Here is a 20,937-nt window from a genome sequence, read left to right as displayed (position 1 = left end):
GACCATCGCAATGTCCGCGACCAAGATCCTCTGGGGACAGATCACCATCGTCTTCCTCATCATCCTCGCCACCACCTGGGGCGCGACCCAGTATGTCGCCTCGAGCCTCGGTTATCAGGCGCAACTCGGGCCGCCCTGGTTCGTGATGTTCGGCGTGCCGATCTATTATCCGCCCGCGATCTTCTGGTGGTGGTATTTCTACGAAGCCTATGCGCCGCCGATCTTCGCCAAGGGCGGGATCATCGCGGCATCTGGCGGCTTCATCGCCATTGCCGTCGCCATCGGCATGTCGGTCTGGCGGGCGCGCGAGGCGAAAAACGTCGCCACCTATGGCTCGGCGCGATGGGCCGGGAAAGGAGAGATCAAGGCGGCGGGCCTGCTCGATCCCGATGGTGTTGTTCTCGGCCGTTACGAGAAGGACTATCTACGCCATGACGGGCCGGAGCATGTCCTGTGCTTTGCCCCGACACGTTCGGGCAAAGGCGTCGGCCTCGTCGTCCCGTCGCTGCTGACCTGGCCGGGGTCGGCCATCGTCCACGACATCAAGGGTGAGAACTGGCAGCTCACCTCCGGCTTCCGCTCGCAGCACGGCCGCGTGCTGCTCTTCGACCCGACCAACCCGAAATCCTCGGCCTACAATCCGCTGCTGGAAGTGCGCCGCGGCGAGTGGGAGGTGCGCGACGTCCAGAACATCGCCGACATCCTCGTCGATCCGGAAGGCAGTCTCGACAAGCGCAACCATTGGGAAAAGACCAGCCATTCGCTGCTGGTGGGCGCCATCCTGCATGTGCTTTACGCCGAACCCGACAAGACCCTGGCAGGTGTGGCCAAATTCCTGTCCGATCCGAAGCGCCCGGTGGATTCCACGTTGCGCGCCATGATGAAGACCGCGCATCTGGGCGAAGCGGGGCCGCACCCGGTCGTTGCCAGCGCCGCGCGCGAGCTGCGCAACAAGTCCGAGAACGAGCGCAGCGGCGTGTTGTCGACGGCGATGTCGTTTCTCGGCCTGTATCGCGATCCGGTCGTGGCCGAAGTCACACGCCGCTCCGACTGGCGCATCAGCGATATTGTGGGAGGCGATCAGCCGGTCACGCTTTACCTCGTCGTGCCGCCCTCCGACATCAACCGCACCAAGCCGCTGATGCGATTGCTGCTCAATCAGATCGGCCGTCGCCTGACCGAAGACCTGCAGGCGAACGCCGGGCGGCATCGGCTCCTTCTGATGCTGGACGAGTTTCCGGCGCTGGGCAGGCTCGATTTCTTCGAGACCGCGCTGGCTTTCATGGCCGGCTACGGTCTGAAATCATTCCTGATCGCGCAGTCGCTGAACCAGATCGAGAAAGCCTACGGGCCGAACAACTCGATCCTCGACAACTGCCATGTCCGCGTCAGCTTCGCCACCAACGACGAGCGCACGGCGAAACGGGTGTCGGATGCGCTCGGCACCGCCACCGAGATGAAGGCGATGAAGAACTATGCCGGCCATCGCCTGTCGCCCTGGCTCGGGCACCTTATGGTCTCGCGCTCGGAAACCGCGCGCCAGTTGCTGACGCCGGGCGAGATCATGCAGCTTCCCCCACATGAGGAGATCGTCATGGTGGCGGGCATCCCCCCGATCCGGGCGACGAAGGCGCGCTATTACGAGGACGCCCGGTTTCGCGAGCGCGTTCTGTCACCGCCTGAATTGAAAGGTCCCGAAGAAACGCGGCCCGACGACTGGACCAAGCTTCCGATCCCGGCGCGACCGGAAGGCGCCACGGATCACGGCGACCAGAGAACCAATGACGAAGATCCGACCGAATCCGAACGCCGATTGCAGCCTGAACTCAGCCGCGTAAAGCCCGTGGAGAAGAAAAAGCCCCTCGAGAACGAATTCGAGATCGCGCCGCCCGATGAAGTTGAGGAAGAGGCCATGCAAAATCGGCGCATGATCCGCCAGGTGCAGGGCATTGCCCGGCAGGTTGCCATGGACCCGAACGACGGCATGGAGCTGTAGCGCCATGGCCAATCTCCGGAAGAAGAAAAAACTCACCGTCTATCTGGACCCCGATGTCGAAAAAGCCCTGACCGAGTTTGCCGCGCGGCGGGACCGGTCGCAGTCGATGATCGGCGAGGCGGCCATCGCCTCATTCCTGTCTCCCGACGATGCCGAACGCCGAGAGGCGATAATCGCCAAGCGCCTCGATCGACTCGATCGCCGCATGGACCGGCTTGAACGAGACGTCGGCATCGCCGTCGAAAGCCTGGCGGTCTTCATCCGCTTCTGGGTCAACACCACACCGGCCTTGCCTGAGCCGGCGGCAAAGGCCGCGAAGGCCAAATCAGCGGAGCGATACGAGGCGTTCATCACCGCGCTCGGTCGCCGCCTCGCACAGGGACCGAAGCTGCGGCAGGAGGTGTCGGAGGATGTGACGGATCAGAGAGTTGAATTTGGCCGCCTTAGTCGTTGACACGAGTTCCCGCTCCCGGTTGGCTGAGCAGTAACAAGGATCCGCCGGAAGCGGCCTTCGCGACTGTCGCGGTCTTTGGGATTTTCGCGAATTATCCTAAGGTGATGGCTGTATATTCACTCGACTTTGGAGGAACAGCCTTGAGACTTGCCATTGCCAGCCTGTTCGCCATCGGTCTCGCCGTCCCTGCCTTCGCCCAGACGGAACCGCCCGCAGATTTTGACGAAGCCGCATGGCAGGCCGAATGGGACGCGGGCGACACGGATGGCGACGGCAAGCTGAGCCGGGAAGAGGCGAAAGCCGGGAATCCGAACATGACCGATGAAGTCTTCGACCAGATCGACACCGATGGCGACGGTTTCATCAGCCCCGCGGAAGACAAGGCCGCGCTCTTCGAAGCACGCGGCAAAACCACAAATGAATAGGGTATGGGCGGGGGCTTTTGGCGCAACGGTGTTTGTCGCGGCAGCATCCGTGGCAGGCGCGGAGGCGCCCACGTCCGCCAGACCGGCCGGGTTGCCTGAGAACTATGTTCCTGAAATCCCCTCGCATGAGATGGAGCCGGACACCGGCCCGCTTTCGGCCGCCCTACAGGAGCGTTTCCGCGACCGTATCGCCGGTATCTTCATCGAGCGCGAGCCCGATTTCCATGTCGTCGTCAGGCTAACGGGAGACCGGGATGCGGGCACGCTTCAGTACCAATTGGGCGAAGATCGGGTGCGTGTCGAAGTCCTGACAGGCGCATCCCATACCGTCGATCAACTGGTCGCCGCGTTGGATGACCGCCAGATGATTACGCGCGTTCTTCCCGATGGCTACGGCGGATATGTCGATGAGCGCACCGGATATGTGGTTCTTACGGTTCTCCCCGGAACAGAGCTTGCCGGTGGCAGCGAAGCATCCCTTTCGGCTGCTTTGGGCGTGCCGATCCGCATCATCGAAGGGGAACCCGCTACAATCGGTCCAGCACCACAGCAGCGGGAAGAGCGGTAATCCATTGCGGCCCGGATTCCGGGCCGCGACGTGTCGCAAAAATCAGTCGCACAATTTTGACTTTCGCACGCGACATTTGCGACAGAAATTCCCCTGAAAATTCAACGTTGGCCTGACCTGCTACAAAAATCAGGGATCTTCGTGACGGCTTCTCAAAACTTATCGTTGCTTCCCGCTTCTCCTTTGATCGGCCCCCATAACAGCGCGACGAGGGCGAGATTGGCGATGGCGAGAGCTGCCAGCGCCACAAGAGTTTGATCGGTGCCCCCGACCGAAAGCAGGATCGCACCCACGGTTGGGCCGGCAGCTTGGGCGACGAGACTGGGCCGGGCAAGCCGCCCCATGATCGGCGCATAGCGGGAAGGTCCGAACAGGGCGAGCGGGAGCGCACCCTTGGCGATCGAGAAGATGCCATTGCCGGCCCCGTAGAGGATGAGCGACAGGCCGATGATGAGAAAACCTGCCGCGAGCATCGTCACCCCTGCCGCGCTCAGGACGGAGGCGGCCGCGAGTGTCCAGAAGGGATGATGCCTCCCCCCGCTCGCCATTTCGCCAATTCGGCCGGCGACTTGGGCCGGGCCTATCAGCGCGCCGAGGGCTACAGCTTCGCCCAGCGACAGCCCGCGTTGCTGCAACAGGGTCAGCAGATGCACCGATATGATGGTGACGCCCAATCCGGCCAGCACCACGATCGCCATCATGATCAGATAGGCCCGGCGCTCATGGTCGCGCAGCTTGATCGCAGGAGCTTGGTCTTTGCCACCGATCGGCCTGGGCTTGCCGTTGCTCGGAAGGACCAGCAGCACGAGCGGCAGGCAGATCGCGAGATGAATGCCGGCATAGGCCATGCAGGCCCCGCGCCATCCCAGATGCTCCAGAAACAAGGCCGAGAGCGGCCAGCAGACCGTGCTTGCGAAGCCGCCCCACAAGGTCAGTGTAGTGATGGCGGATCGCGCGGAACGGCCATAATAGCCCCCGAGCGTGGCAAATGCCGCATCATAAAGGCCGGCCCCCATGCCGATACCGAGCACGATCCATCCGGCGACGAATACCCATAGGGACGGCGCAGCCGCAAGGATGACGAGGCCGGCAGCGAACAGCAGGCAAGCCAGAGCAAGGATGGGACGCCCGCCGTGCTGGCCAATGGCGTCACCCACGCGCGGGGAAACGACGCCGGCCGCGAGCAGGCCAATGGAGAGAGCGCCGACGATCCATGAAAGCGGCCAACCCGTATCGGCCGCGATCGGGGCGGCGAGAACGGCGAGCAGGTAATAGGAGCTGCCCCATGCAAATATCTGTACGATGCCGAGCGCGGAGATGACGGGCCACCTTCTCGCGTCGGGAGACAGGCCCGTTTGAGCCGGCAGGTTTGTCGTCACCGGACGCGCTTGAGCGCCATACGCTCTTCCAGCTTTTGGGCGGTTTCCTTGCGCTCGCTGTAGCGGTCGGTGAGGTAAGGAGCGACGTCGCGGGTCAGAAGCGTGAACTTCACCAGTTCCTCCATCACATCGACCACCCGGTCGTAATAGGATGAAGGCTTCATTCGACCCGCTTCGTCGAACTCCTGATATGCCTTGGCGACCGAGGACTGGTTGGGGATGGTGATCATCCGCATCCAGCGGCCGAGGACGCGAAGTTGGTTGACGGCGTTGAAACTCTGCGAGCCGCCAGAGACTTGCATCACGGCCAATGTGCGGCCCTGGGTGGGGCGAACTGCGCCAACCGCGAGCGGTATCCAGTCGATTTGCGCCTTGAGGACTCCGCTCATGGCACCGTGACGTTCGGGGCTGGTCCAGACCTGCCCTTCGGACCATTCCGAAAGTTTCCGAAGCTCCTGCACCTTCGGATGATCAACGGGCGCACCATCAGGCAGCGGCAGGCCGTGCGGATCGAACACACGGGTTTCCGCGCCGAAGTGGTTGAGGAGCCGTTCGGCTTCGAGCGTGAGCAGCTTGCTATAGGAGCGTTCACGCAACGAGCCGTAGAGCAGGAGAATGCGCGGCGGATGAGCAGAGGGCGTCGTTCGTAGGCGTTCAGCCGATGGGCTGTCGAGCACCGCGCGGACCACATTAGGAAGGTCGGAAACCGTCATGGCTTGGCCTCGGCCGGAACGGCAACGGGCGTCCCTTTCTCGGGAAACCACTTCGCGCCGAGCCTGAGCGCGACATGAACGAGCAGGATCAGTGCGGGCACTTCCACGAGCGGGCCGATGACGGCGGCGAAGGCCACCGGCGATGCGAGACCGAATGCCGCGATGGCGACCGCGATGGCCAACTCGAAATTATTGCCGGCAGCGGTGAAGGCGATGGCCGTGGTGCGCGGATAATCCGCCTCGATCAGCCGGCCCATCGCGAAGCTGATGAGGAACTGGATGACGAAATAAAGCGCCAGGGGAATGGCTATGCGCAGGACATCGAGAGGCAGCGACACCACGTCCGCGCCCTTGAGGCTGAACATGGCGACAATGGTGAACAGCAGCGCGGCTAGCGTTATGGGGCTGATGCGCGGCAGAAATTCGTGCTCATACCAGCCCGCGCCTTTGCGAGCGATGAGGATGCGGCGCGTCAGGAACCCGGCGAGGAAGGGAATGCCGAGATAGATCAGCACCGCTTCGGTAATGGTCCAGAAGCTCACGTCTATGACGCTGCCCTCAAGGCCGAAGAGGGGTGGCAAGACGGAAAGGAAAAACCACGCATAGGTGGAGAAGAACAGAATCTGGAATATCGAGTTGAAGGCAACCAGACCGGCGACATATTGATTGTCGCCGCGCGCGAGTTGGTTCCAGACCAGCACCATAGCGATGCAGCGGGCGAGTCCGATCAGGATCAGTCCTGTCATGTATTCCGGGTGGTCGCGCAGGAAGATCACGGCCAGCGCGAACATCAGCGTCGGGCCGATGATCCAGTTTTGTACCAGCGAAAGGATCAGCACTCGCTTGTCGGAAAAGACCCGGTGCAGTTCTTCGTAGCGCACCTTGGCGAGCGGCGGATACATCATCAGGATCAGGCCGATGGCGATCGGTATGTTGGTGGTGCCGACCGACATGGCGTTGAGAGCTTCCGGCAAGCCGGTGAATATCGTGCCCAGCACGACGCCGAGTGCCATCGCGGCGAAAATCCACACCGTCAGATAGCGGTCGAGGAAACCAAGGCGGGAAGCTGGCTTGAGGGAAGCCATCAGTATTCTCCAATCGCAGGCTGAAAGTCAGGCGGAAGCAACGCGCCGTCCATGTTCGTCAATGATCCGCTCGCCATCCTCTTTGACGAACTCGCCCCGTTGTGGGGGCAGCAGATCAAGAACGGCTTCGGACGGTCGGCAGAGCTTGACCCCTTGGGGGGTGACGACGAGGGGGCGATTGATGAGGATCGGGTGCGCCATCATGGCGTCGAGCAATGCGTCATCGCTCAATTCTGGATCGCCAAGGCCGAGGTCGGCATAGGGCGTTCCTTTCTCCCGCAAGATCGAGCGGGCCGTCAGGCTGGCGCGCTCGATGAGTTGCGCGAGCAGCGCCCGTGAGGGCGGGGTTTTCAGATATTCGATGATATGCGGCTCGACGCCGGAATTGCGGATCAGGCCGAGCGTATTGCGCGAGGTGCCGCAATCGGGATTGTGGTAGACAATGACATCCATGGATTGCCTCACGCCGCGCCAGAGCGGGGCGAGGCTGCCCCTTCGGATTGACCGATTTCGTTGAGCTTCATATTGAGCGACGATTTATCGAGGCTGGCGACGGGCAAGGCCACGAAGACCGAAATCCGGGTTTTCATGTAGCGAAACGCCGTGACAAAAGCCGCCATGCGCTGAATCTCGGTGCCCTCGACGGTGGCGGGGTCTTCGATACCCCAATGCGCGGTCATCGGCTGGCCCGGCCAGACCGGACAGGCTTCGCCGGCCGCGTTGTCGCAGACGGTGAACACGAAATCCATCACCGGCGCGTCGGGGCCGGAGAATTCTTCCCATCCTTTCGATCGGAAGCCTTCAGCCGGGTAGTCGTAGCTTTCGAGTACCTTCAGGGCGAGCGGGTTCACTTCGCCTTTGGGCTGGCTTCCAGCCGAATAGGCCCGGAAGCGACCCGCACCATCCTTGTTCAAGATGCTTTCGGCAAGGATCGAGCGGGCGGAATTTCCGGTGCAAAGAAACAGCACGTTGAAGATTCTATCGGAGTGATTGGCCATAGGCTCAGGCATGGGTGACGCCTTTCGTCGGTTTGCAGCAGGACAGCGCGGCGACTGCCGGGTTGCACACGTCCGGGTGGCCTTGGCAGCAATCGCGCATGAGAAATTCGAGCAGGCCGGACAGCGCCGGATAGGAGGCGCTGTAGATGATCGAGCGCCCGTCGCGCCGCGACTCGATGAGGTCGGCTTGTTCAAGGTGGCTCAGGTGGAAGGACATGCGCGACGACGATGCGCCGTCCATCGCTTCCCCGATCGCGCCGGCCGGCATCCCTTCCGGGCCGGCCGTCACCAGCAGGCGCACGATGCGCAGCCGGGTTTCCTGCGAGAGCGCCGCGAAGGCAGAGAGGGCTTGCTTTTCGTTCATGTATGCCTCAACATCTCAAGAGTAGTTGAATCATGGATACACGGACATGAACGCTTACGCCAGCCCCTTAATCACAGAATTTCCTGATGTTGCCTCGCTCGGGGCGATCCTCGATATTTTGGAGGGCCATGCCGACAAGGTTCTTGTGCTCGCCTATGGCGACGGGCAGCAGGTGCAGGCCGGCTATCACATCACGGAGGTCAAGGCCGGTTCCTTCGTCACGCTCGATTGCGGCGGCAATCCCGATGCGTGGCGGGAGACGGTCTTGCAGGTCGAGGATATTCCCCCGACCGAAGGCAGCATGCCGATGACCGTCGCCAAGTTCCGGTCAATCTTGGGAAAGGTCGGCAGCAGGGTCCAGCTTGACACGGACGCGCGGTTGACATGGGAGGTGAGCCGGCCCGGTGAGCCGATGCAGGTCTATGACGGGGCCGGAATCGAGATCGAGAAAGACCGGACGATTGTGCGTCTCAGCCCGCGCCCCGCAATCTGCAAGCCGAGGCATCGCGCGCAGCAGACGAGAGCGTCTGCCTGCTGCGGCTAAGCCCGCCCGAGCCATTGCCATGTCGCACTACTTCTAAAGCCCGCTACGTTGCAGGTTCCGGGAATTTTGCGGCGATAGTTTCGGATAGCTGGCGAGGACTTCTGTTCATGCAGCCTTTGTTTTGCCTCGTGCCAGAACGCTCTCCACCAGCAAAAGCCCGACCCCACAGACAATCGCCACGTCGGCAAGGTTGAAGGCGGGCCAATGATAGCTGCCAATGTAAAAATCCAGGAAATCCGCCACCGCACCCTGCCGCAGCCGGTCGAGCAGATTGCCGAGCGCCCCCCCAACCACGAGCCCGAGGGCGGATGCCGTCAGGCGGCTGTCGCTTCGATGGATCCAGACAAGGAGGCCAGCGACTATAGCGAGCGTGAACGCCATCAGGAGCCAAGCCGGCGCCTGGCCGAACAATCCGAAGCTCACGCCGGTATTGAAGCCGAGCACGAGATTAAAGAAGCCGGTGACGGGGATGACCTGAGGCGGGTTCATAACATGGTTCAGGACCCACCACTTCGTCGCCTGATCAAGGAAAAATCCGCCAAGGGCGATGGGAAGGCCGAGCCTGAGCATGTCCAAATGTCCTTTAAACTCCGGCTTAGCCGATCCGGCCGAGGGCCGGGAAAGTCTGGAGCAGCCATATCGCAAAGCTGGTTAGATGGCCGGTGATCATGGCGATGCCCATCACCACCATCACCCCACCAGCGACGATTTTGAGCACCCGGCCAGTACGGCGCATCGACATCATCCGCGCCATGAACCCGCGCATGAACAAAGCGGCCAAGATGAAAGGGAGGCCAAGGCCGAGCGAGTAGACGGCGAGCAGCGTCGTTCCGCTTGCGACCGTGGCGTTGGCGGCGGACAGGGTCAGAATCGCGCCCAGCACTGGTCCGATGCAGGGAGTCCAGCCGAACGCGAAAGCGAGACCGAGGAGATAAGCCGCGCCGGCGCTTCCGCTGCCCGGATTGGCATGGAACCGCGCTTCACGATTGAGCCAGGGCATTGGTACGAGGCCTGTCGTGAACAGACCGAAGAGGACGACGATTACGCCTCCGATCAGGTTCGCTTCGAAAAGATACATGCGCAGGAGCCGGCTCAACACGGTTGCGCTGGCCCCAAGGAGGACGAACACGGTCGTAAAGCCGAGCACGAAGCAGAGGCTGAGGCCGAGAGTTCGGCTTGCCGCCTTGAATTCGGCATCGGCCGCAGTGCCATCCGGGCTAATCGTGCGGCCTGCGACGTAGGAGATATAGCCCGGCACCAGCGGAAGGACGCAGGGCGACAGGAAGGATACGACACCTGCGGCGAAAGCCGTCGCTATTCCGATACTGGAGAACTCCATCAGCCAATCTCGCCCGCCAGGCGGCGGAGCTTCTGCAATCGAATCTCACGCGGCTCGTGCATGTCGAGCGTGCCGACGAATTGGCTCTCGGCATCCATCAGGTAAACGCCGGCGGTATGATCCATTGTGTATTCGCCCCCTTCCAGAGGCACTTTTCGCGCATAGGCCGCAAAGGCCTTCACCACAGCGTCCGTTTCCTGTCGATTTCCCCGCAGTGCGAGGATGCGGTTATCAAAGGCTGTCATGTACTGAGCCAGCAATTCTTGTGTGTCCCGTTCGGGATCGACGGTGAAGAACAGGACGTTGAACTGGTCGGCCACCGGCCCGAGCTCGTTCATGAGATCGCTCAGTTCATAGAGCGTCGTCGGGCACACATCGGGACAATGGGTGAAGCCGAAGAAGGCGAGATAAGGCTTTCCGGCCAGCGCAGCATTGTCGATCGTTTCGCCTCGATGGGATGTGAGCTGGAACGGGCCGCCGATGGCTGCCGTGCCTGTCGAGGACGCGACCGCCACGGTTTGCTGTTGCCAAGGCTTGGATACGGACAGGCCGATGAAAAGCCCGCCGACAGCGGCGACGGCAACCCATGCAACAAGGCGGAAAAGTTTGACGCCGCTCATTGGACAGCCTCTCCGTGTCCGTCATGTTCGTTCGCAGATTCCGGACGAGCGCCCATGTTCTGCACAACGAACTCAACGTCGATCGCACCGGCCTGCTCGAACACAAGAGTCGCGGCAAACCGCTCCCCATCCTTCAAAGGGCGCGATGGCTTCAAGAACATGATGTGCATACCGCCAGGTTGAAGCTCGACGGTCTCGCCAGCTCCAATTTCGATGCCATTTTGCACAGGCCTCATGCTGGCAACCCCATCGCTCACGGTCGTCTCATGGATTTCCACCCGGTCTGACAGAGGTGATGAGATTGAAACCAGGCGATCGGCCATATCGCCATCGTTTGTCAGCGTCAGATAGCCGCCGGCTACCGGCGTGACCGGCGGAGTCGCGCGTGACCACGGGTGATTGATGGTGATCGAACCAGCTTGGAAGTCGTGACCCACAGCAGGAGAGATCGACACTGCAAGGGCAAGGAAGGCGGCGGATAGGGCTCGCAAACTAGTCATGTTCCTTTTCTCCTTTTCCAGCTTCGCCGGCCTTCTCAAGGATTTCGAAGCCGCTTCTGACAACGACTACAACCACACCCAAGCCAATGATCAGATCCGGATAAGGCGAATTGAAAAGAATTACTGCAAGACCAGAAACAGCGATCGCCGAGTTCACGAGCATATCGTTTGTCGTGAATATCCATGAGGCTTGCAGATGCACGCCACTTTCCCGATGTGATTTCAGGAACCACATGCAGATCATATTCGTAAGCGCGCTCGCGATTGCCACGGCGATCATGACCGGCCCGATCGGATCGGAGCCAGTGAAGAAGCGTCGGCCAACCTCAAACAGAAGCAAACCGGCGAATACTATCAGGAGCATACCCGACAGCCGCGCAACGCGAACCTTCGCCGCCAAACCGCGACCTACGACGAAAAGGCTGATGGCGTAGACACCGGCATCGCCAAGATTATCGAGTGCAGAGCCCATCAATCCTGTTGACTGAGCCCACCAACCTAATCCTCCCACAATGGCTGCCTGGGCAGTATTAATCGCAAGTACCCATGCGAGCGCCCATTGTTCGCTCTTCTCGGATGAATTGGCACTGCCCTGGGACTGATTACTCATAAATTATACCTCGGCTTTCTTGGCGAGAAGTGGAAGCCGCGACCTGCATGTGCGCACTGTTCAAGCTCATTTGTCGCGGGTGCCGCGCCAGGTCAGCAGGCGCAGCGCATTGGCCGTAACGAGGACAGTAGCGCCCGTATCGGCGAGGATGGCCATCCAGAGCGTGGTAATGCCGAATAGAGTCGTCACGAGGAAGACAGCCTTCAGACCAAGCGCTATTGCGATGTTCTGCCAGATATTGCCGAGCGTCGCCTGCGACAATCCGATGAGATCAGCGATACCCGTCACCCGGTTTCTGAGCAGCGCGGCATCAGCGGTTTCCAGCGCGACGTCGGTGCCCGCACCCATGGCAACGCCAACGGAGGCAGCAGCGAGCGCCGGAGCGTCGTTGATACCGTCTCCCACCATGGCAATCGGTCCATCAGCCCTGAGGCGGCCGATCTCGGCGAGCTTGGCGTCGGGCAGAAGTTCGGCGCTCGCCTCAAGGCCGAGATGAGCCGCAATGGCGTCGGCCGTGCGCTTGTTGTCGCCGGTCAGCATCAGAGGGCGCACGCCGCGATCTGTCAGCCGCTTCACACCTTCGATAGCGTCGTCGCGCGGCTCGTCGCGCAAGGCGATCAATCCCTCGATGGTCTTGCCCTTGATGAGCACGACGACCGTCTTGCCCTGGCTCTCCAGCCCGGTGATCGTGTCAACGATGCTCTCTTCGAGGCCCGTTTGTTCGGCGGCGTGACGGGGAGACCCGACCGAAGCGAAGCCGTCCTTCAACCGCGCTGTGACCGCTTTGCCGGGTGTGGCAACGCCGCCCCCGAAGGTGGCGGGCAGTTCGAGCCCCCGCACCTTTGCCGCCTCCACGATTGCAATCCCGAGAGGATGGCTGGTGCTGCGCTCGACGGCCGCCGCGATGGCAAGGACGGAGTTCTCATCACCATTGATCGGCACAATGTCCGTCACCTGGGGGTGGCCACGCGTCAGCGTTCCCGTCTTGTCGAAGGCAACGGTTACGACCTTGCCAAGTGTTTCCAGCGTCGCGCCGCCCTTGATCAACAGTCCCTGACGCGCACCGGCGGCAAGACCCGAAGCAATAGCCGCCGGTGTGGAAATCACGAGCGCGCAGGGACAAGCAATCAGCAACGTCGCGAGACCCCGATACACCCATGTCATCCAGTCACCGCCGAAGGCGAGCGGCGGCACGACAACGATCAGAGCCGCGACGACCATCGCGCCCGGCGTGTACCAGCGGCTGAAACGGTCGATCATACGCGCCGTCGGGGCCTTTGATTCCTGGGCTTCCTCGACCATGTGGATGATACGGGCGATGGTGTTGTCGGCCGCGACATGGCTGATCGACACCCGCAACTCGCCATTTGCATTGATGCTGCCGGCATAGACGTTTGCGCCGGCTTCTTTCAGCACGGGCACGGATTCGCCTGTCACCGGGGCCTCATCGACCTCAGAAACGCCGTCAATCACCGTGCCGTCAGACGGCACACGGTCACCAGGCCGAACAACGACAACATCACCGACGGCCAGATCTTCTGCGGCGACCTTCTCAACAACACCATCACGCTCGCGGAACGCGGCCCGAGGCACGAGATCGATCAGTGCTTCAATGCCAGCGCGCGCACGGCCGGCCGCCACGGTTTCAAGCAATTCGCCCACTGCGAACAGAAAGATCACGACAGCAGCTTCTTCGGCCTCGCCGATGGCGACCGCGCCGAGTGCCGCGACCGTCATCAGCGTCTCGATGGTGAAGGGGGAGCCGGACATCGCGCCGGCGACCGCCCGCCTCGCGAACGGGATGATGCTGATCAATGCAGCGCCCGAGTATAGCCATTGCTCCGATTCGGGCAGGACACGCGCGAGGGCGAAGGCAAGGATGAACAACGCGCCGGTAAGGAGCACAAGCCGACCCTTGCTGCCTTTCCACCACGCCTCCGTGCTGCGTTTCCGAGGTGGGCTCGCCTTTGCCTCGGTCTGCTCGATCACTGGTGTGTAGCCGAGCGCTCGGATCTTTTGCTCAATGGTGCCGAGAGCCGTACGGTCCTCATCCAGTTGCAATGCGAGCGTCTCGTTGGCGTAGCTGACATGAATGTCGCTAACGCCCGGCAGGCGTTGCATCACCGTTTCAATTTTCAACGCGCAGGAGGCGCAGTCCATGCCTTCTACACGCAGTCTGTAAGGGCTCGCTGCCGCCATGATGTCACCTCGACTTTCCCGATGTGACATTGTAGATAGACCCTGTAGTAACTATAGGGTCAAGAGATGAACGACAGAATTCTGATGATCGGCCAATTGGCTAGACGAACGGGGACCAAGGTCGAGACGATCCGGTTCTACGAGAAGAACGGTCTCCTGCCCGCACCCTCGCGTACCGATGGCAACTACCGTGCATATGAGCCGGGCCACCTCAACCGCCTCAGCTTCATCAGGCGTGCGCGCGAGCTTGGTTTCTCGCTCGATCAGATCAGGGAGTTTCTCAAGCTGGCCGACGATCGTTCGCAGTCCTGCGCGGCGATTGATGCGATTGCAAAGGAGCACCGGAAGGAAGTCGAGCGAAAAATCGAAGACCTAACTGCGCTCAAGTCGGAACTGGACAGGATGATAGACCAGTGTGGATGCGGGCTGGTCGCAGATTGTAGGATAATAGAGAGCCTGTCTCCGCTGCCAGCCAGAACCTAATGACTGCTCACCGCAGCGCCGGGCCTCTCGATGCCAAAATCTTTGCGGCGATCGGTGACGTAATCATCTGGATCACAGCGAAGAAGGCGGCAGGCACGGCGATTTCCGAGGGCAACCCGGACGCCGCTACGAACGCCGCCGCAATGGAGAACTCCTTTTTGCTCACCGTGAACAGGTAGGCGATCAGCTCTTGCCGGTCGGCCACAAAGACTTTTGCGATGGACCCGACCGCATAGCCGATCAGGTTCAGCGTGAGCGCGGCCAGCGCGATTAGGAGGGCGAACCAGCCATAGCCGAGGATTGTTTCGGCGTTTGGACCCACGACCGCCAGAAGCAGGAGCAGGTAGAGCACCGAACCAAGAGAGGGATAGAGGCCATCGTGTCGGCCGACCGCTTCCGGGTATCGCGTGCGTAGGTAGACCCCGATCACGGTCGGCAGCACCACGATCAGCACTAATTCCATGATGATCGCCCCGATGGGAACTTGCAGCTCGATTCCGGTGAGAAGCAGGAACAGGATCGGCACGATGAAGGGCGAAAGCACTGTGTTGACCGCATTGAGGACCGCCGCGAGGGCGACATTGCCGCGTGCGAGCAGGACCAGCAACGGAGCGGAAACGTCAGTCGGCAGAGTGCCGACAAGGGTTTGACCGGCGGCCAGCGGCCCAGAGCCGAAGAACAGCCGCCCGGTGAGCCATCCGGCGAGCGACATGGGACCATAGACGAGGCCAAGCGCCCAAAGCTGCCGGCTCGGCTTCCGGAAAACCAGCTTCACGGCGTGAGCGTCGAATGTCAGGCTGATGACCAGCATCAGCAATGCCAGAAGCGGGCTTATGCCGCTTTCAAGGACCATGCCGAGCGAAGGGACGAGCAGGCCAAGCGCGGCCGTTACAACGGCCAGCAGCAGGAGATTGTTTTCAACAAAGGCGAGGGCTTTCTGCATCGGCAGTCCTATTCGCAGCGGATCGTACCGGTTGGGCGGCCCTCGCATTTCGCGAACAGGGCAATCGCTTGATCGCAATATTTGCAGTGACCTTGGCAGCAGTCGTGCATGAGGAAGGCGACGAGATCGGAGAGCGCCGGCCAGTTGGCGCTGTAGATGATCGACTTGCCATCTCGCCGCCCCTGCACGAGTCCGGCACGCTCCAGTTCCTTGAGATGGAAGGAGACGCGCGACGGCGGCGCATCATCGAGCGCGCCGGCGATGGCACCAGCGGCCATGCCGTCAGCCCCCGCGACGACCAACATGCGGATTATCCGCAAGCGGTCCTTGTGAGAGAGCGCGGCGAAGCCCGCGAGCGCGTCGTTTTCGTCCATATCATTTCAACGTTTCATGTTTTGTTGAAATTATTGCTTATAGATGGAGCGCGCGCGCCTCAATCTCGCGCAATTCCTGAAACCCGCAATAGATCGGCTGCACCCGGAAAGTCGCGGCTATTCGTTTCACAAGACTTTATCGCAAGTGCTAAGCCACTTGCGACATGATTTCCGAGAGCGGACCACCTGGGGCGAACGTCGGCTCGGTCCCGGCGAGGCGGCCTGACGCCACGGGCCGGTCGAATCAGTCGAGAGCATGCCGGTGTGCCTGCAGATCATCCGACTGGTCAGGCACACCGCCGTTCTCCTGTAATTTTATCCCACACTACTACGACGACCGAAACTTGTTGAAACGACCTGTTTTGTGTCTCTTTTAGTGATCCCCATCCGGGGATCGTCTCTCGCCTCCCCGGTGGAACGGGGACGAGATGCCAGGCATCAACCACAAACAGGCAAATGTGGACCGCGGCGCGCGCATGCTCCGGACAGCGCTCGGGCCTGCCATCTCAACCCTGCTGCAAGACCCGTCTGTCGTCGAGGTCATGCTGAACCCGGACGGACGCATCTGGGTGGACCGGCTGTCCGAAGGGTTGGCCGATACGGGCGAAATACTGTCCGCCGCTGACGGTGAGCGCATCGTGCGGCTGGTCGCCCACCATGTCGGCGTCGAAGTCCATGCGCGCAGCCCGCGCGTCTCGGCCGAACTGCCCGAAACCGGCGAGCGCTTCGAGGGGTTGCTGCCGCCGGTCGTGTCCGCACCCGCCTTCGCCATCCGCAAGCCCGCGGTCGCAGTATTCACGCTAGACGACTATGTGGCCGCCGGCATCATGTCCGCCGATCAGGCGGAAACGCTCCGCGCGGCCGTCGCGTCCCGCGCCAACATCCTTGTCGCAGGCGGCACGTCCACCGGTAAAACGACGCTGACCAATGCGCTGCTCGCCGAGGTGGCGAAGACGCAGGATCGGGTCGTCATCATCGAGGACACCCGCGAACTGCAATGCGCAGCGTCGAATCTCGTGGCGATGCGCACCAAGGATGGTGTCGCCACCTTGTCGGAACTGGTGCGGTCTTCGCTGCGCCTGCGTCCGGACCGCATTCCGATCGGTGAGGTGCGCGGCGCCGAGGCGCTCGATCTCCTCAAAGCCTGGGGCACCGGCCATCCGGGCGGCATCGGCACCATCCATGCTGGTTCCGGCATCGGCGCCCTGCGCCGCCTCGAACAACTCATCCAGGAAGCCGTCGTCACTGTGCCGCGCGCGATGATCGCGGAGACCATCGACCTCGTGGCCGTCCTCGCTGGCCGCGGCTCCGCGCGCCGGCTGGCCGAACTTGCCTGCGTCGAAGGGCTCGGCCCCGACGGCGATTACCGGATTTCCCTCGCTTTTCCCGACACCTCAATCCCTCACGTTCCAGGAGAACCTGCATGATCCGTTGCGCCGTTCGTATCCGTCATCATCTGGCGACCGCCGCCGCCTTCACCTGGGCGAGCCTGATGACTGCCCCCGCCCAAGCGTCTGGCTCCTCCATGCCCTGGGAAGCGCCGCTGCAATCCATCCTTGAATCCGTCGAAGGCCCGGTGGCCAAGATCGTGGCAGTGATCATCATCATCGTCACCGGCCTGACGCTCGCATTCGGCGATACCGGCGGCGGCTTCCGTCGCCTCATCCAGATCGTCTTCGGTATCTCCATCGCCTTCGCGGCGTCCAGCTTCTTCCTCTCGTTCTTCAGCTTCGGCGGCGGAGCGCTGGTCTGATGGCGGTGAGTTTCGAGGCGCTCGACGCGGATCCGGGATTCAGTGTGCCGGTTCACCGCGCCCTGACCGAACCGATCCTGCTTGGCGGAGCGCCACGCTCCGTCGCGATCCTCAATGGCACGCTGGCCGGAGCCGTGGGCCTCGGCCTCCAGCTCTGGCTGGCCGGCATCCTGATCTGGGCCGTCGGTCACATCGCCGCCGTCTGGGCCGCCAAGCGCGATCCGCTCTTCGTCGAGGTCGCGCGCCGCCACCTCCGCATCCCCGGTCATCTTTCGGTGTGAGGAAGCCCATGATGAATCTCGCCGAATACCGCCGTACCGCATCCCGCCTCGCCGATTACCTTCCCTGGGTAGCGCTGGTCGGCTTCGGCGTTGTCCTCAACAAGGACGGCTCGTTCCAGCGCACCGCGAAGTTTCGCGGTCCCGATCTGGATTCCGCCGTCGCGGCCGAGCTGGTCGCGGTCGCTGGCCGCCTTAACAATGCCTTCCGTCGCCTCGGCTCCGGCTGGGCGATCTTCGTCGAAGCACAGCGGTCGGAAGCCGCCACCTATCCGGCGAGCCGCTTCCCCGATCCCGCATCGGCGCTGGTCGATGCCGAGCGCAAGGCCGATTTCGAGGAGAAAGGCAGCCATTTCGTCTCTGGCTATTTCCTGACCTTCCTCTGGCTTCCGCCCGCCGAGGATGCCGCCCGCTCCGAGTCCTGGCTTTACGAGGGCCGCGAAACGTCGAGCGTGAACCCTTGGGAACTGGTGCGCGGCTTTGCCGACCGCACCGACCGCGTGCTGGCGCTGCTCGACGGTTTTATGCCGGAATGCCGCTGGCTCGATGACGCCGGGACGCTGACTTACCTGCATTCGACGATTTCGATCAACCGGCATCGCGTCCGCGTGCCCGAAACCCCGACCTATCTCGATGCGCTGCTGGCCGATCAGCCGCTGACCGGCGGGCTGGAGCCGCGCCTGGGCAATCAGCATCTCCGGGTGCTGACGATCACCGGCTTTCCGGCAACCACCACCCCCGGCCTGCTCGACGAAATGAACCGGTTGGCCTTTCCCTATCGCTGGTCGACCCGCGCCATCCTCATGGACAAGACCGATGCGACCCGGCTGCTGACGAAGATCAGGCGCCAGTGGTTCGCCAAGCGCAAGTCGATTGCCGCCATCCTGAAAGAGGTGATGACCAACGAGCAATCCGCGCTCGTCGACACCGACGCCGCCAACAAGGCGGCCGATGCCGACATGGCCCTGCAGGAACTTGGCGCCGACATGGCGGGCATGGCCTATGTCACGGCGACCGTCACCGTTTGGGACGAGGACGCCCGCCGCGCCGACGAAAAGCTGCGGCTGGTCGAGAAGATCATCCAGTCCCGCGATTTCAGCGTCATGGTCGAAACGGTCAACGCCGTCGACGCCTGGCTCGGCAGCTTGCCCGGACATGCCTATGCGAATGTCCGGCAACCGCCGGTCTCGACGCTCAACCTTGCCCACATGGTCCCTTCGTCCGCCGTGTGGGCGGGACCGGAACGGGACGATCACTTCGGCGCGCCCCCGCTGCTGTATGGCAGGACCGAAGGATCGACCCCGTTCCGGTTTTCCCTCCATGTCGGCGATGTCGGCCATACGCTTGTCGTCGGGCCGACGGGTGCCGGCAAATCGGTGCTGCTGGCGCTAATGGCCTTGCAGTTCCGGCGCTACGCGCGCTCACAGGTCTTTGCCTTCGATTTCGGCGGCTCGATCCGGGCCTGCGCCCTCGCGATGCAAGGTGACTGGCACGATCTTGGTGGCGAGCTGACCGACGCTTCCGAAACATCCGTCTCGCTGCAACCTCTGGCGCGCATTCACGAGACGGCCGAACGCGCCTGGGCCGCCGACTGGATCGTGGCGATCCTGACGCGCGAGAACATCCAGATCACCCCGGAGGTGAAGGAGCACATCTGGACGGCCCTGACCTCGCTCGCCTCCGCCCCGGTCGGGGAACGCACCATCACCGGCCTCGCCGTGCTGCTCCAGTCGAATGATCTGAAACAGGCGCTCCGCGCCTATTGCGTCGGTGGTCCCTATGGCCGGCTGCTCGATGCGGAGACCGAACATCTTGGTTCAGCAGACGTGCAGGCATTCGAAATCGAGGGCCTTGTCGGGACCGGCGCGGCGCCCGCGGTCCTCTCTTATCTCTTCCACCGCATCGGCGACCGGCTAGACGGGTGGCCCACGCTGCTGATCATCGACGAGGGCTGGCTGGCGCTCGACGACGAAGGCTTCGCGGACCAACTCAGGGAATGGCTCAAAACCCTGCGAAAGAAGAACGCCAGCGTCATCTTCGCCACGCAGTCACTGTCCGACATCGACAATTCAGCCATCGCGCCGGCGATCATCGAAAGCTGCCCAACGCGGCTGTTGCTGCCCAACGAGCGCGCCATCGAACCCCAGATCACCGCGATCTATCGCCGTTTCGGCCTCAATGACAGGCAGATCGAGATCCTCGCACGGGCCACGCCCAAGCGGGACTACTACTGCCAGTCGCGGCGCGGCAACCGCCTGTTTGACCTCGGATTGTCGGAAGTCGGGCTGGCGCTTTGCGCCGCATCGGCCAAATCCGATCAGGCCCTGATCAGCGAAATCCTCACCGAGCATGGCCGCGACGGGTTCCTCGCCGCCTGGCTCAAGGCGCGTGGCGTCGAATGGGCCGCAGAACTGATCCCGGACCTCAGCAATCTCGCGACCGAAAGCGAGGATCTGCCGTCCGTCATTTTCGATGAGGACGCGTTCGAGCTCACCCTGGAAGAAGAGGAAAGTACCCCATGACGCGCACAAAGACCCGGATTTCCCGCATGGCCAGCGCTTCGGCGCTCGCCCTTTCGCTTGCCGCGCCGCTGGCGCTCGCGCCGGACTTCATCACCCCGGCCCATGCCTTCTTCGGCGGGTTCGGCCGGATCGTCTATGATCCGACCAACCACGCGGAGAATCTGCTGACCGCCGCCCGTACGCTGGAGCAGATCAACAACCAGATCACCTCGCTTCAGAACGAGGCGCAGATGCTGATCAACCAGGCACGCAATCTCGCGAGCCTGCCTCACAGCTCGCTTCAGGCGCTTCAGCAGAACGTCCAGCGGACCCAGCAGCTTCTCGGGCAGGCCCAGAACATTGCGTTCGACGTTCAGAACATCGATCAGATGTTCCAGCAGGACTACGGCAAGCTGTCTTTGACCGCGACCGACACCCAGATGATCGCCGATGCGCGCTCGCGCTGGGAAAACACCGTCGGCGGCCTGCAGGACGCCATGCGCGTCCAGGCCGGCGTCGTCGGCAATATCGACAGCAATCGCACGCAAATGTCGGAGCTTGTCGGCCAAAGCCAGGGGGCGACCGGCGCGCTTCAGGCGACCCAGGCTGGCAACCAGCTTCTCGCCCTCCAGTCGCAGCAGCTTTCGGACCTGATCGCTGTCATCTCGGCCAATGGCCGGGCGAATGCCTTGACCGAGGCCGAACGCGCCACGGCAGCCGAACAGGGACGCATTCAGCGCGAGCGTTTCCTGACGCCGGGGTCAGGCTATCAGCCCGGCAACGCGCGAATGTTCAACTGAGGAAAGGAGGC

General features: G+C 62.3%; 25 protein-coding genes. 11 read left to right on the top strand and 14 right to left on the bottom strand.

Going from position 1 to position 20,937, the window contains the following annotated elements; translation table 11 throughout:
- Positions 1–10 precede the first annotated feature (10 nt).
- From CES86_RS08350 to CES86_RS08335, 4 genes are all read left to right on the top strand, one after another.
- Entirely contained in the window at positions 11–1,996 is a 1,986-nt protein-coding gene (locus CES86_RS08350; protein WP_012092636.1) for a conjugal transfer protein TraG, read from the top strand.
- Positions 1,997–2,000: 4 nt separating this feature from the next.
- Positions 2,001–2,450: a ribbon-helix-helix domain-containing protein gene (locus tag CES86_RS08345; protein WP_012092637.1), complete on the top strand. Its 450-nt coding sequence runs from the start codon at positions 2,001–2,003 to the stop codon at positions 2,448–2,450.
- Positions 2,451–2,590: 140 nt separating this feature from the next.
- A complete protein-coding gene (locus CES86_RS08340; RefSeq protein WP_036749074.1) occupies positions 2,591–2,875 on the top strand; it encodes an EF-hand domain-containing protein in 285 nt (94 codons plus the stop codon).
- Positions 2,868–3,443, top strand: coding sequence for a hypothetical protein (locus CES86_RS08335; RefSeq protein ID WP_028034399.1), 576 nt, complete (start codon positions 2,868–2,870; stop codon positions 3,441–3,443). Before CES86_RS08340 ends, CES86_RS08335 begins: the two co-directional genes overlap by 8 nt.
- 152 nt (positions 3,444–3,595) lie before the next feature.
- On the opposite strand, the gene CES86_RS08330 is transcribed toward CES86_RS08335, so the two are convergent.
- From CES86_RS08330 to CES86_RS08305, 6 genes are read right to left on the bottom strand one after another with little or no spacing between them, the layout of a single operon-like run.
- Positions 3,596–4,792 (bottom strand): MFS transporter, encoded by a 1,197-nt coding sequence (locus tag CES86_RS08330; protein WP_049768451.1) that lies wholly within the window; start codon positions 4,790–4,792, stop codon positions 3,596–3,598.
- Positions 4,793–4,818: 26 nt separating this feature from the next.
- Positions 4,819–5,535 (bottom strand): arsenical resistance protein ArsH, encoded by a 717-nt coding sequence (gene arsH, locus CES86_RS08325; RefSeq protein ID WP_012092640.1) that lies wholly within the window; start codon positions 5,533–5,535, stop codon positions 4,819–4,821.
- Positions 5,532–6,620, bottom strand: a complete 1,089-nt coding sequence (gene arsB, locus CES86_RS08320; RefSeq protein WP_012092641.1) for an ACR3 family arsenite efflux transporter — start codon at positions 6,618–6,620, stop codon at positions 5,532–5,534. The genes arsH and arsB overlap by 4 nt, the downstream gene beginning before the upstream one ends.
- A gap of 27 nt (positions 6,621–6,647) precedes the next feature.
- Entirely contained in the window at positions 6,648–7,073 is a 426-nt protein-coding gene (gene arsC, locus CES86_RS08315; RefSeq protein WP_012092642.1) for an arsenate reductase (glutaredoxin), read from the bottom strand.
- An 8-nt stretch (positions 7,074–7,081) separates the two neighbouring features.
- Positions 7,082–7,630 (bottom strand): arsenate reductase ArsC, encoded by a 549-nt coding sequence (locus CES86_RS08310; RefSeq protein WP_012092643.1) that lies wholly within the window; start codon positions 7,628–7,630, stop codon positions 7,082–7,084.
- Positions 7,623–7,982, bottom strand: coding sequence for an ArsR/SmtB family transcription factor (locus tag CES86_RS08305; protein ID WP_012092644.1), 360 nt, complete (start codon positions 7,980–7,982; stop codon positions 7,623–7,625). The genes CES86_RS08310 and CES86_RS08305 overlap by 8 nt, the downstream gene beginning before the upstream one ends.
- 46 nt (positions 7,983–8,028) lie before the next feature.
- Here CES86_RS08305 and CES86_RS08300 point away from each other — a divergent pair, with 46 nt between their 5' ends.
- The gene (locus CES86_RS08300; RefSeq protein WP_012092645.1) at positions 8,029–8,526 is read left to right on the top strand and encodes a DUF6428 family protein; all 498 of its coding nucleotides are present in this window, start codon (positions 8,029–8,031) and stop codon (positions 8,524–8,526) included.
- Between the two features lie 105 nt (positions 8,527–8,631).
- Here CES86_RS08300 and lspA read toward each other — a convergent pair whose 3' ends face one another.
- The 6 genes from lspA to CES86_RS08270 form a co-directional block, all read right to left on the bottom strand.
- Positions 8,632–9,096, bottom strand: a complete 465-nt coding sequence (gene lspA / locus CES86_RS08295; RefSeq protein WP_012092646.1) for a signal peptidase II — start codon at positions 9,094–9,096, stop codon at positions 8,632–8,634.
- Between the two features lie 25 nt (positions 9,097–9,121).
- Positions 9,122–9,865, bottom strand: coding sequence for a cytochrome c biogenesis CcdA family protein (locus CES86_RS08290; RefSeq protein WP_012092647.1), 744 nt, complete (start codon positions 9,863–9,865; stop codon positions 9,122–9,124).
- A complete protein-coding gene (locus CES86_RS08285) occupies positions 9,865–10,485 on the bottom strand; it encodes an SCO family protein (RefSeq protein ID WP_012092648.1) in 621 nt (206 codons plus the stop codon). The genes CES86_RS08290 and CES86_RS08285 overlap by 1 nt, the downstream gene beginning before the upstream one ends.
- Positions 10,482–10,985, bottom strand: coding sequence for a copper chaperone PCu(A)C (locus tag CES86_RS08280; RefSeq protein ID WP_094514154.1), 504 nt, complete (start codon positions 10,983–10,985; stop codon positions 10,482–10,484). Before CES86_RS08280 ends, CES86_RS08285 begins: the two co-directional genes overlap by 4 nt.
- The gene (locus CES86_RS08275) at positions 10,978–11,595 is read right to left on the bottom strand and encodes a cation transporter (protein ID WP_012092650.1); all 618 of its coding nucleotides are present in this window, start codon (positions 11,593–11,595) and stop codon (positions 10,978–10,980) included. Before CES86_RS08275 ends, CES86_RS08280 begins: the two co-directional genes overlap by 8 nt.
- A 66-nt stretch (positions 11,596–11,661) precedes the next feature.
- A complete protein-coding gene (locus tag CES86_RS08270; RefSeq protein ID WP_028034401.1) occupies positions 11,662–13,794 on the bottom strand; it encodes a heavy metal translocating P-type ATPase in 2,133 nt (710 codons plus the stop codon).
- Positions 13,795–13,860: 66 nt separating this feature from the next.
- Between CES86_RS08270 and CES86_RS08265 the strand changes: the two genes are divergently transcribed.
- The gene (locus CES86_RS08265) at positions 13,861–14,277 is read left to right on the top strand and encodes a MerR family transcriptional regulator (RefSeq protein ID WP_012092652.1); all 417 of its coding nucleotides are present in this window, start codon (positions 13,861–13,863) and stop codon (positions 14,275–14,277) included.
- A 7-nt stretch (positions 14,278–14,284) separates the two neighbouring features.
- Here the strand turns inward: CES86_RS08265 and CES86_RS08260 are convergent, their stop codons facing one another.
- Together CES86_RS08260 and CES86_RS08255 are read right to left on the bottom strand one after the other, a co-directional pair.
- Positions 14,285–15,220, bottom strand: a complete 936-nt coding sequence (locus CES86_RS08260; RefSeq protein ID WP_012092653.1) for a bile acid:sodium symporter family protein — start codon at positions 15,218–15,220, stop codon at positions 14,285–14,287.
- A gap of 8 nt (positions 15,221–15,228) precedes the next feature.
- Positions 15,229–15,594: an ArsR/SmtB family transcription factor gene (locus CES86_RS08255; RefSeq protein ID WP_012092654.1), complete on the bottom strand. Its 366-nt coding sequence runs from the start codon at positions 15,592–15,594 to the stop codon at positions 15,229–15,231.
- A gap of 428 nt (positions 15,595–16,022) precedes the next feature.
- On the opposite strand from CES86_RS08255, the gene trbB reads away from it, so the two are divergent.
- From trbB to trbJ, 5 genes are read left to right on the top strand one after another with little or no spacing between them, the layout of a single operon-like run.
- Entirely contained in the window at positions 16,023–17,021 is a 999-nt protein-coding gene (gene trbB, locus CES86_RS08250; RefSeq protein ID WP_012092655.1) for a P-type conjugative transfer ATPase TrbB, read from the top strand.
- Positions 17,018–17,347 (top strand): TrbC/VirB2 family protein, encoded by a 330-nt coding sequence (locus CES86_RS08245; RefSeq protein WP_012092656.1) that lies wholly within the window; start codon positions 17,018–17,020, stop codon positions 17,345–17,347. The genes trbB and CES86_RS08245 overlap by 4 nt, the downstream gene beginning before the upstream one ends.
- Positions 17,347–17,628, top strand: a complete 282-nt coding sequence (locus tag CES86_RS08240; protein ID WP_094514152.1) for a VirB3 family type IV secretion system protein — start codon at positions 17,347–17,349, stop codon at positions 17,626–17,628. Before CES86_RS08245 ends, CES86_RS08240 begins: the two co-directional genes overlap by 1 nt.
- Positions 17,629–17,636: 8 nt before the next feature.
- On the top strand, positions 17,637–20,147 hold the full coding sequence (gene trbE / locus CES86_RS08235; protein WP_012092658.1) for a conjugal transfer protein TrbE: 2,511 nt from the start codon (positions 17,637–17,639) through the stop codon (positions 20,145–20,147).
- Positions 20,144–20,926: a P-type conjugative transfer protein TrbJ gene (gene trbJ / locus CES86_RS08230; protein WP_012092659.1), complete on the top strand. Its 783-nt coding sequence runs from the start codon at positions 20,144–20,146 to the stop codon at positions 20,924–20,926. The genes trbE and trbJ overlap by 4 nt, the downstream gene beginning before the upstream one ends.
- Positions 20,927–20,937: the final 11 nt, after the last annotated feature.

This window comes from Brucella lupini, assembly GCF_002252535.1.
Lineage (GTDB): Bacteria > Pseudomonadota > Alphaproteobacteria > Rhizobiales > Rhizobiaceae > Brucella > Brucella anthropi.
This window is presented reverse-complemented; position numbering and strand designations above follow the sequence as displayed.

Coding starts and splice junctions, on each gene's coding strand:
- CES86_RS08270 (WP_028034401.1), bottom strand. CDS start 13,794: ATGGCGGCAGCGAGCCCTTACAGACTGCGTGTAGAAGGCATGGACTGC.
- CES86_RS08285 (WP_012092648.1), bottom strand. CDS start 10,485: ATGAGCGGCGTCAAACTTTTCCGCCTTGTTGCATGGGTTGCCGTCGCC.
- lspA (WP_012092646.1), bottom strand. CDS start 9,096: ATGCTCAGGCTCGGCCTTCCCATCGCCCTTGGCGGATTTTTCCTTGAT.
- arsB (WP_012092641.1), bottom strand. CDS start 6,620: ATGGCTTCCCTCAAGCCAGCTTCCCGCCTTGGTTTCCTCGACCGCTAT.
- trbE (WP_012092658.1), top strand. CDS start 17,637: ATGATGAATCTCGCCGAATACCGCCGTACCGCATCCCGCCTCGCCGAT.
- CES86_RS08245 (WP_012092656.1), top strand. CDS start 17,018: ATGATCCGTTGCGCCGTTCGTATCCGTCATCATCTGGCGACCGCCGCC.
- CES86_RS08350 (WP_012092636.1), top strand. CDS start 11: ATGTCCGCGACCAAGATCCTCTGGGGACAGATCACCATCGTCTTCCTC.
- CES86_RS08305 (WP_012092644.1), bottom strand. CDS start 7,982: ATGAACGAAAAGCAAGCCCTCTCTGCCTTCGCGGCGCTCTCGCAGGAA.
- CES86_RS08335 (WP_028034399.1), top strand. CDS start 2,868: ATGAATAGGGTATGGGCGGGGGCTTTTGGCGCAACGGTGTTTGTCGCG.
- CES86_RS08265 (WP_012092652.1), top strand. CDS start 13,861: ATGAACGACAGAATTCTGATGATCGGCCAATTGGCTAGACGAACGGGG.
- CES86_RS08255 (WP_012092654.1), bottom strand. CDS start 15,594: ATGGACGAAAACGACGCGCTCGCGGGCTTCGCCGCGCTCTCTCACAAG.
- arsH (WP_012092640.1), bottom strand. CDS start 5,535: ATGACGGTTTCCGACCTTCCTAATGTGGTCCGCGCGGTGCTCGACAGC.
- CES86_RS08275 (WP_012092650.1), bottom strand. CDS start 11,595: ATGAGTAATCAGTCCCAGGGCAGTGCCAATTCATCCGAGAAGAGCGAA.
- trbB (WP_012092655.1), top strand. CDS start 16,023: ATGCCAGGCATCAACCACAAACAGGCAAATGTGGACCGCGGCGCGCGC.
- trbJ (WP_012092659.1), top strand. CDS start 20,144: ATGACGCGCACAAAGACCCGGATTTCCCGCATGGCCAGCGCTTCGGCG.
- CES86_RS08345 (WP_012092637.1), top strand. CDS start 2,001: ATGGCCAATCTCCGGAAGAAGAAAAAACTCACCGTCTATCTGGACCCC.
- arsC (WP_012092642.1), bottom strand. CDS start 7,073: ATGGATGTCATTGTCTACCACAATCCCGATTGCGGCACCTCGCGCAAT.
- CES86_RS08290 (WP_012092647.1), bottom strand. CDS start 9,865: ATGGAGTTCTCCAGTATCGGAATAGCGACGGCTTTCGCCGCAGGTGTC.
- CES86_RS08280 (WP_094514154.1), bottom strand. CDS start 10,985: ATGACTAGTTTGCGAGCCCTATCCGCCGCCTTCCTTGCCCTTGCAGTG.
- CES86_RS08310 (WP_012092643.1), bottom strand. CDS start 7,630: ATGCCTGAGCCTATGGCCAATCACTCCGATAGAATCTTCAACGTGCTG.
- CES86_RS08300 (WP_012092645.1), top strand. CDS start 8,029: ATGAACGCTTACGCCAGCCCCTTAATCACAGAATTTCCTGATGTTGCC.
- CES86_RS08240 (WP_094514152.1), top strand. CDS start 17,347: ATGGCGGTGAGTTTCGAGGCGCTCGACGCGGATCCGGGATTCAGTGTG.
- CES86_RS08260 (WP_012092653.1), bottom strand. CDS start 15,220: ATGCAGAAAGCCCTCGCCTTTGTTGAAAACAATCTCCTGCTGCTGGCC.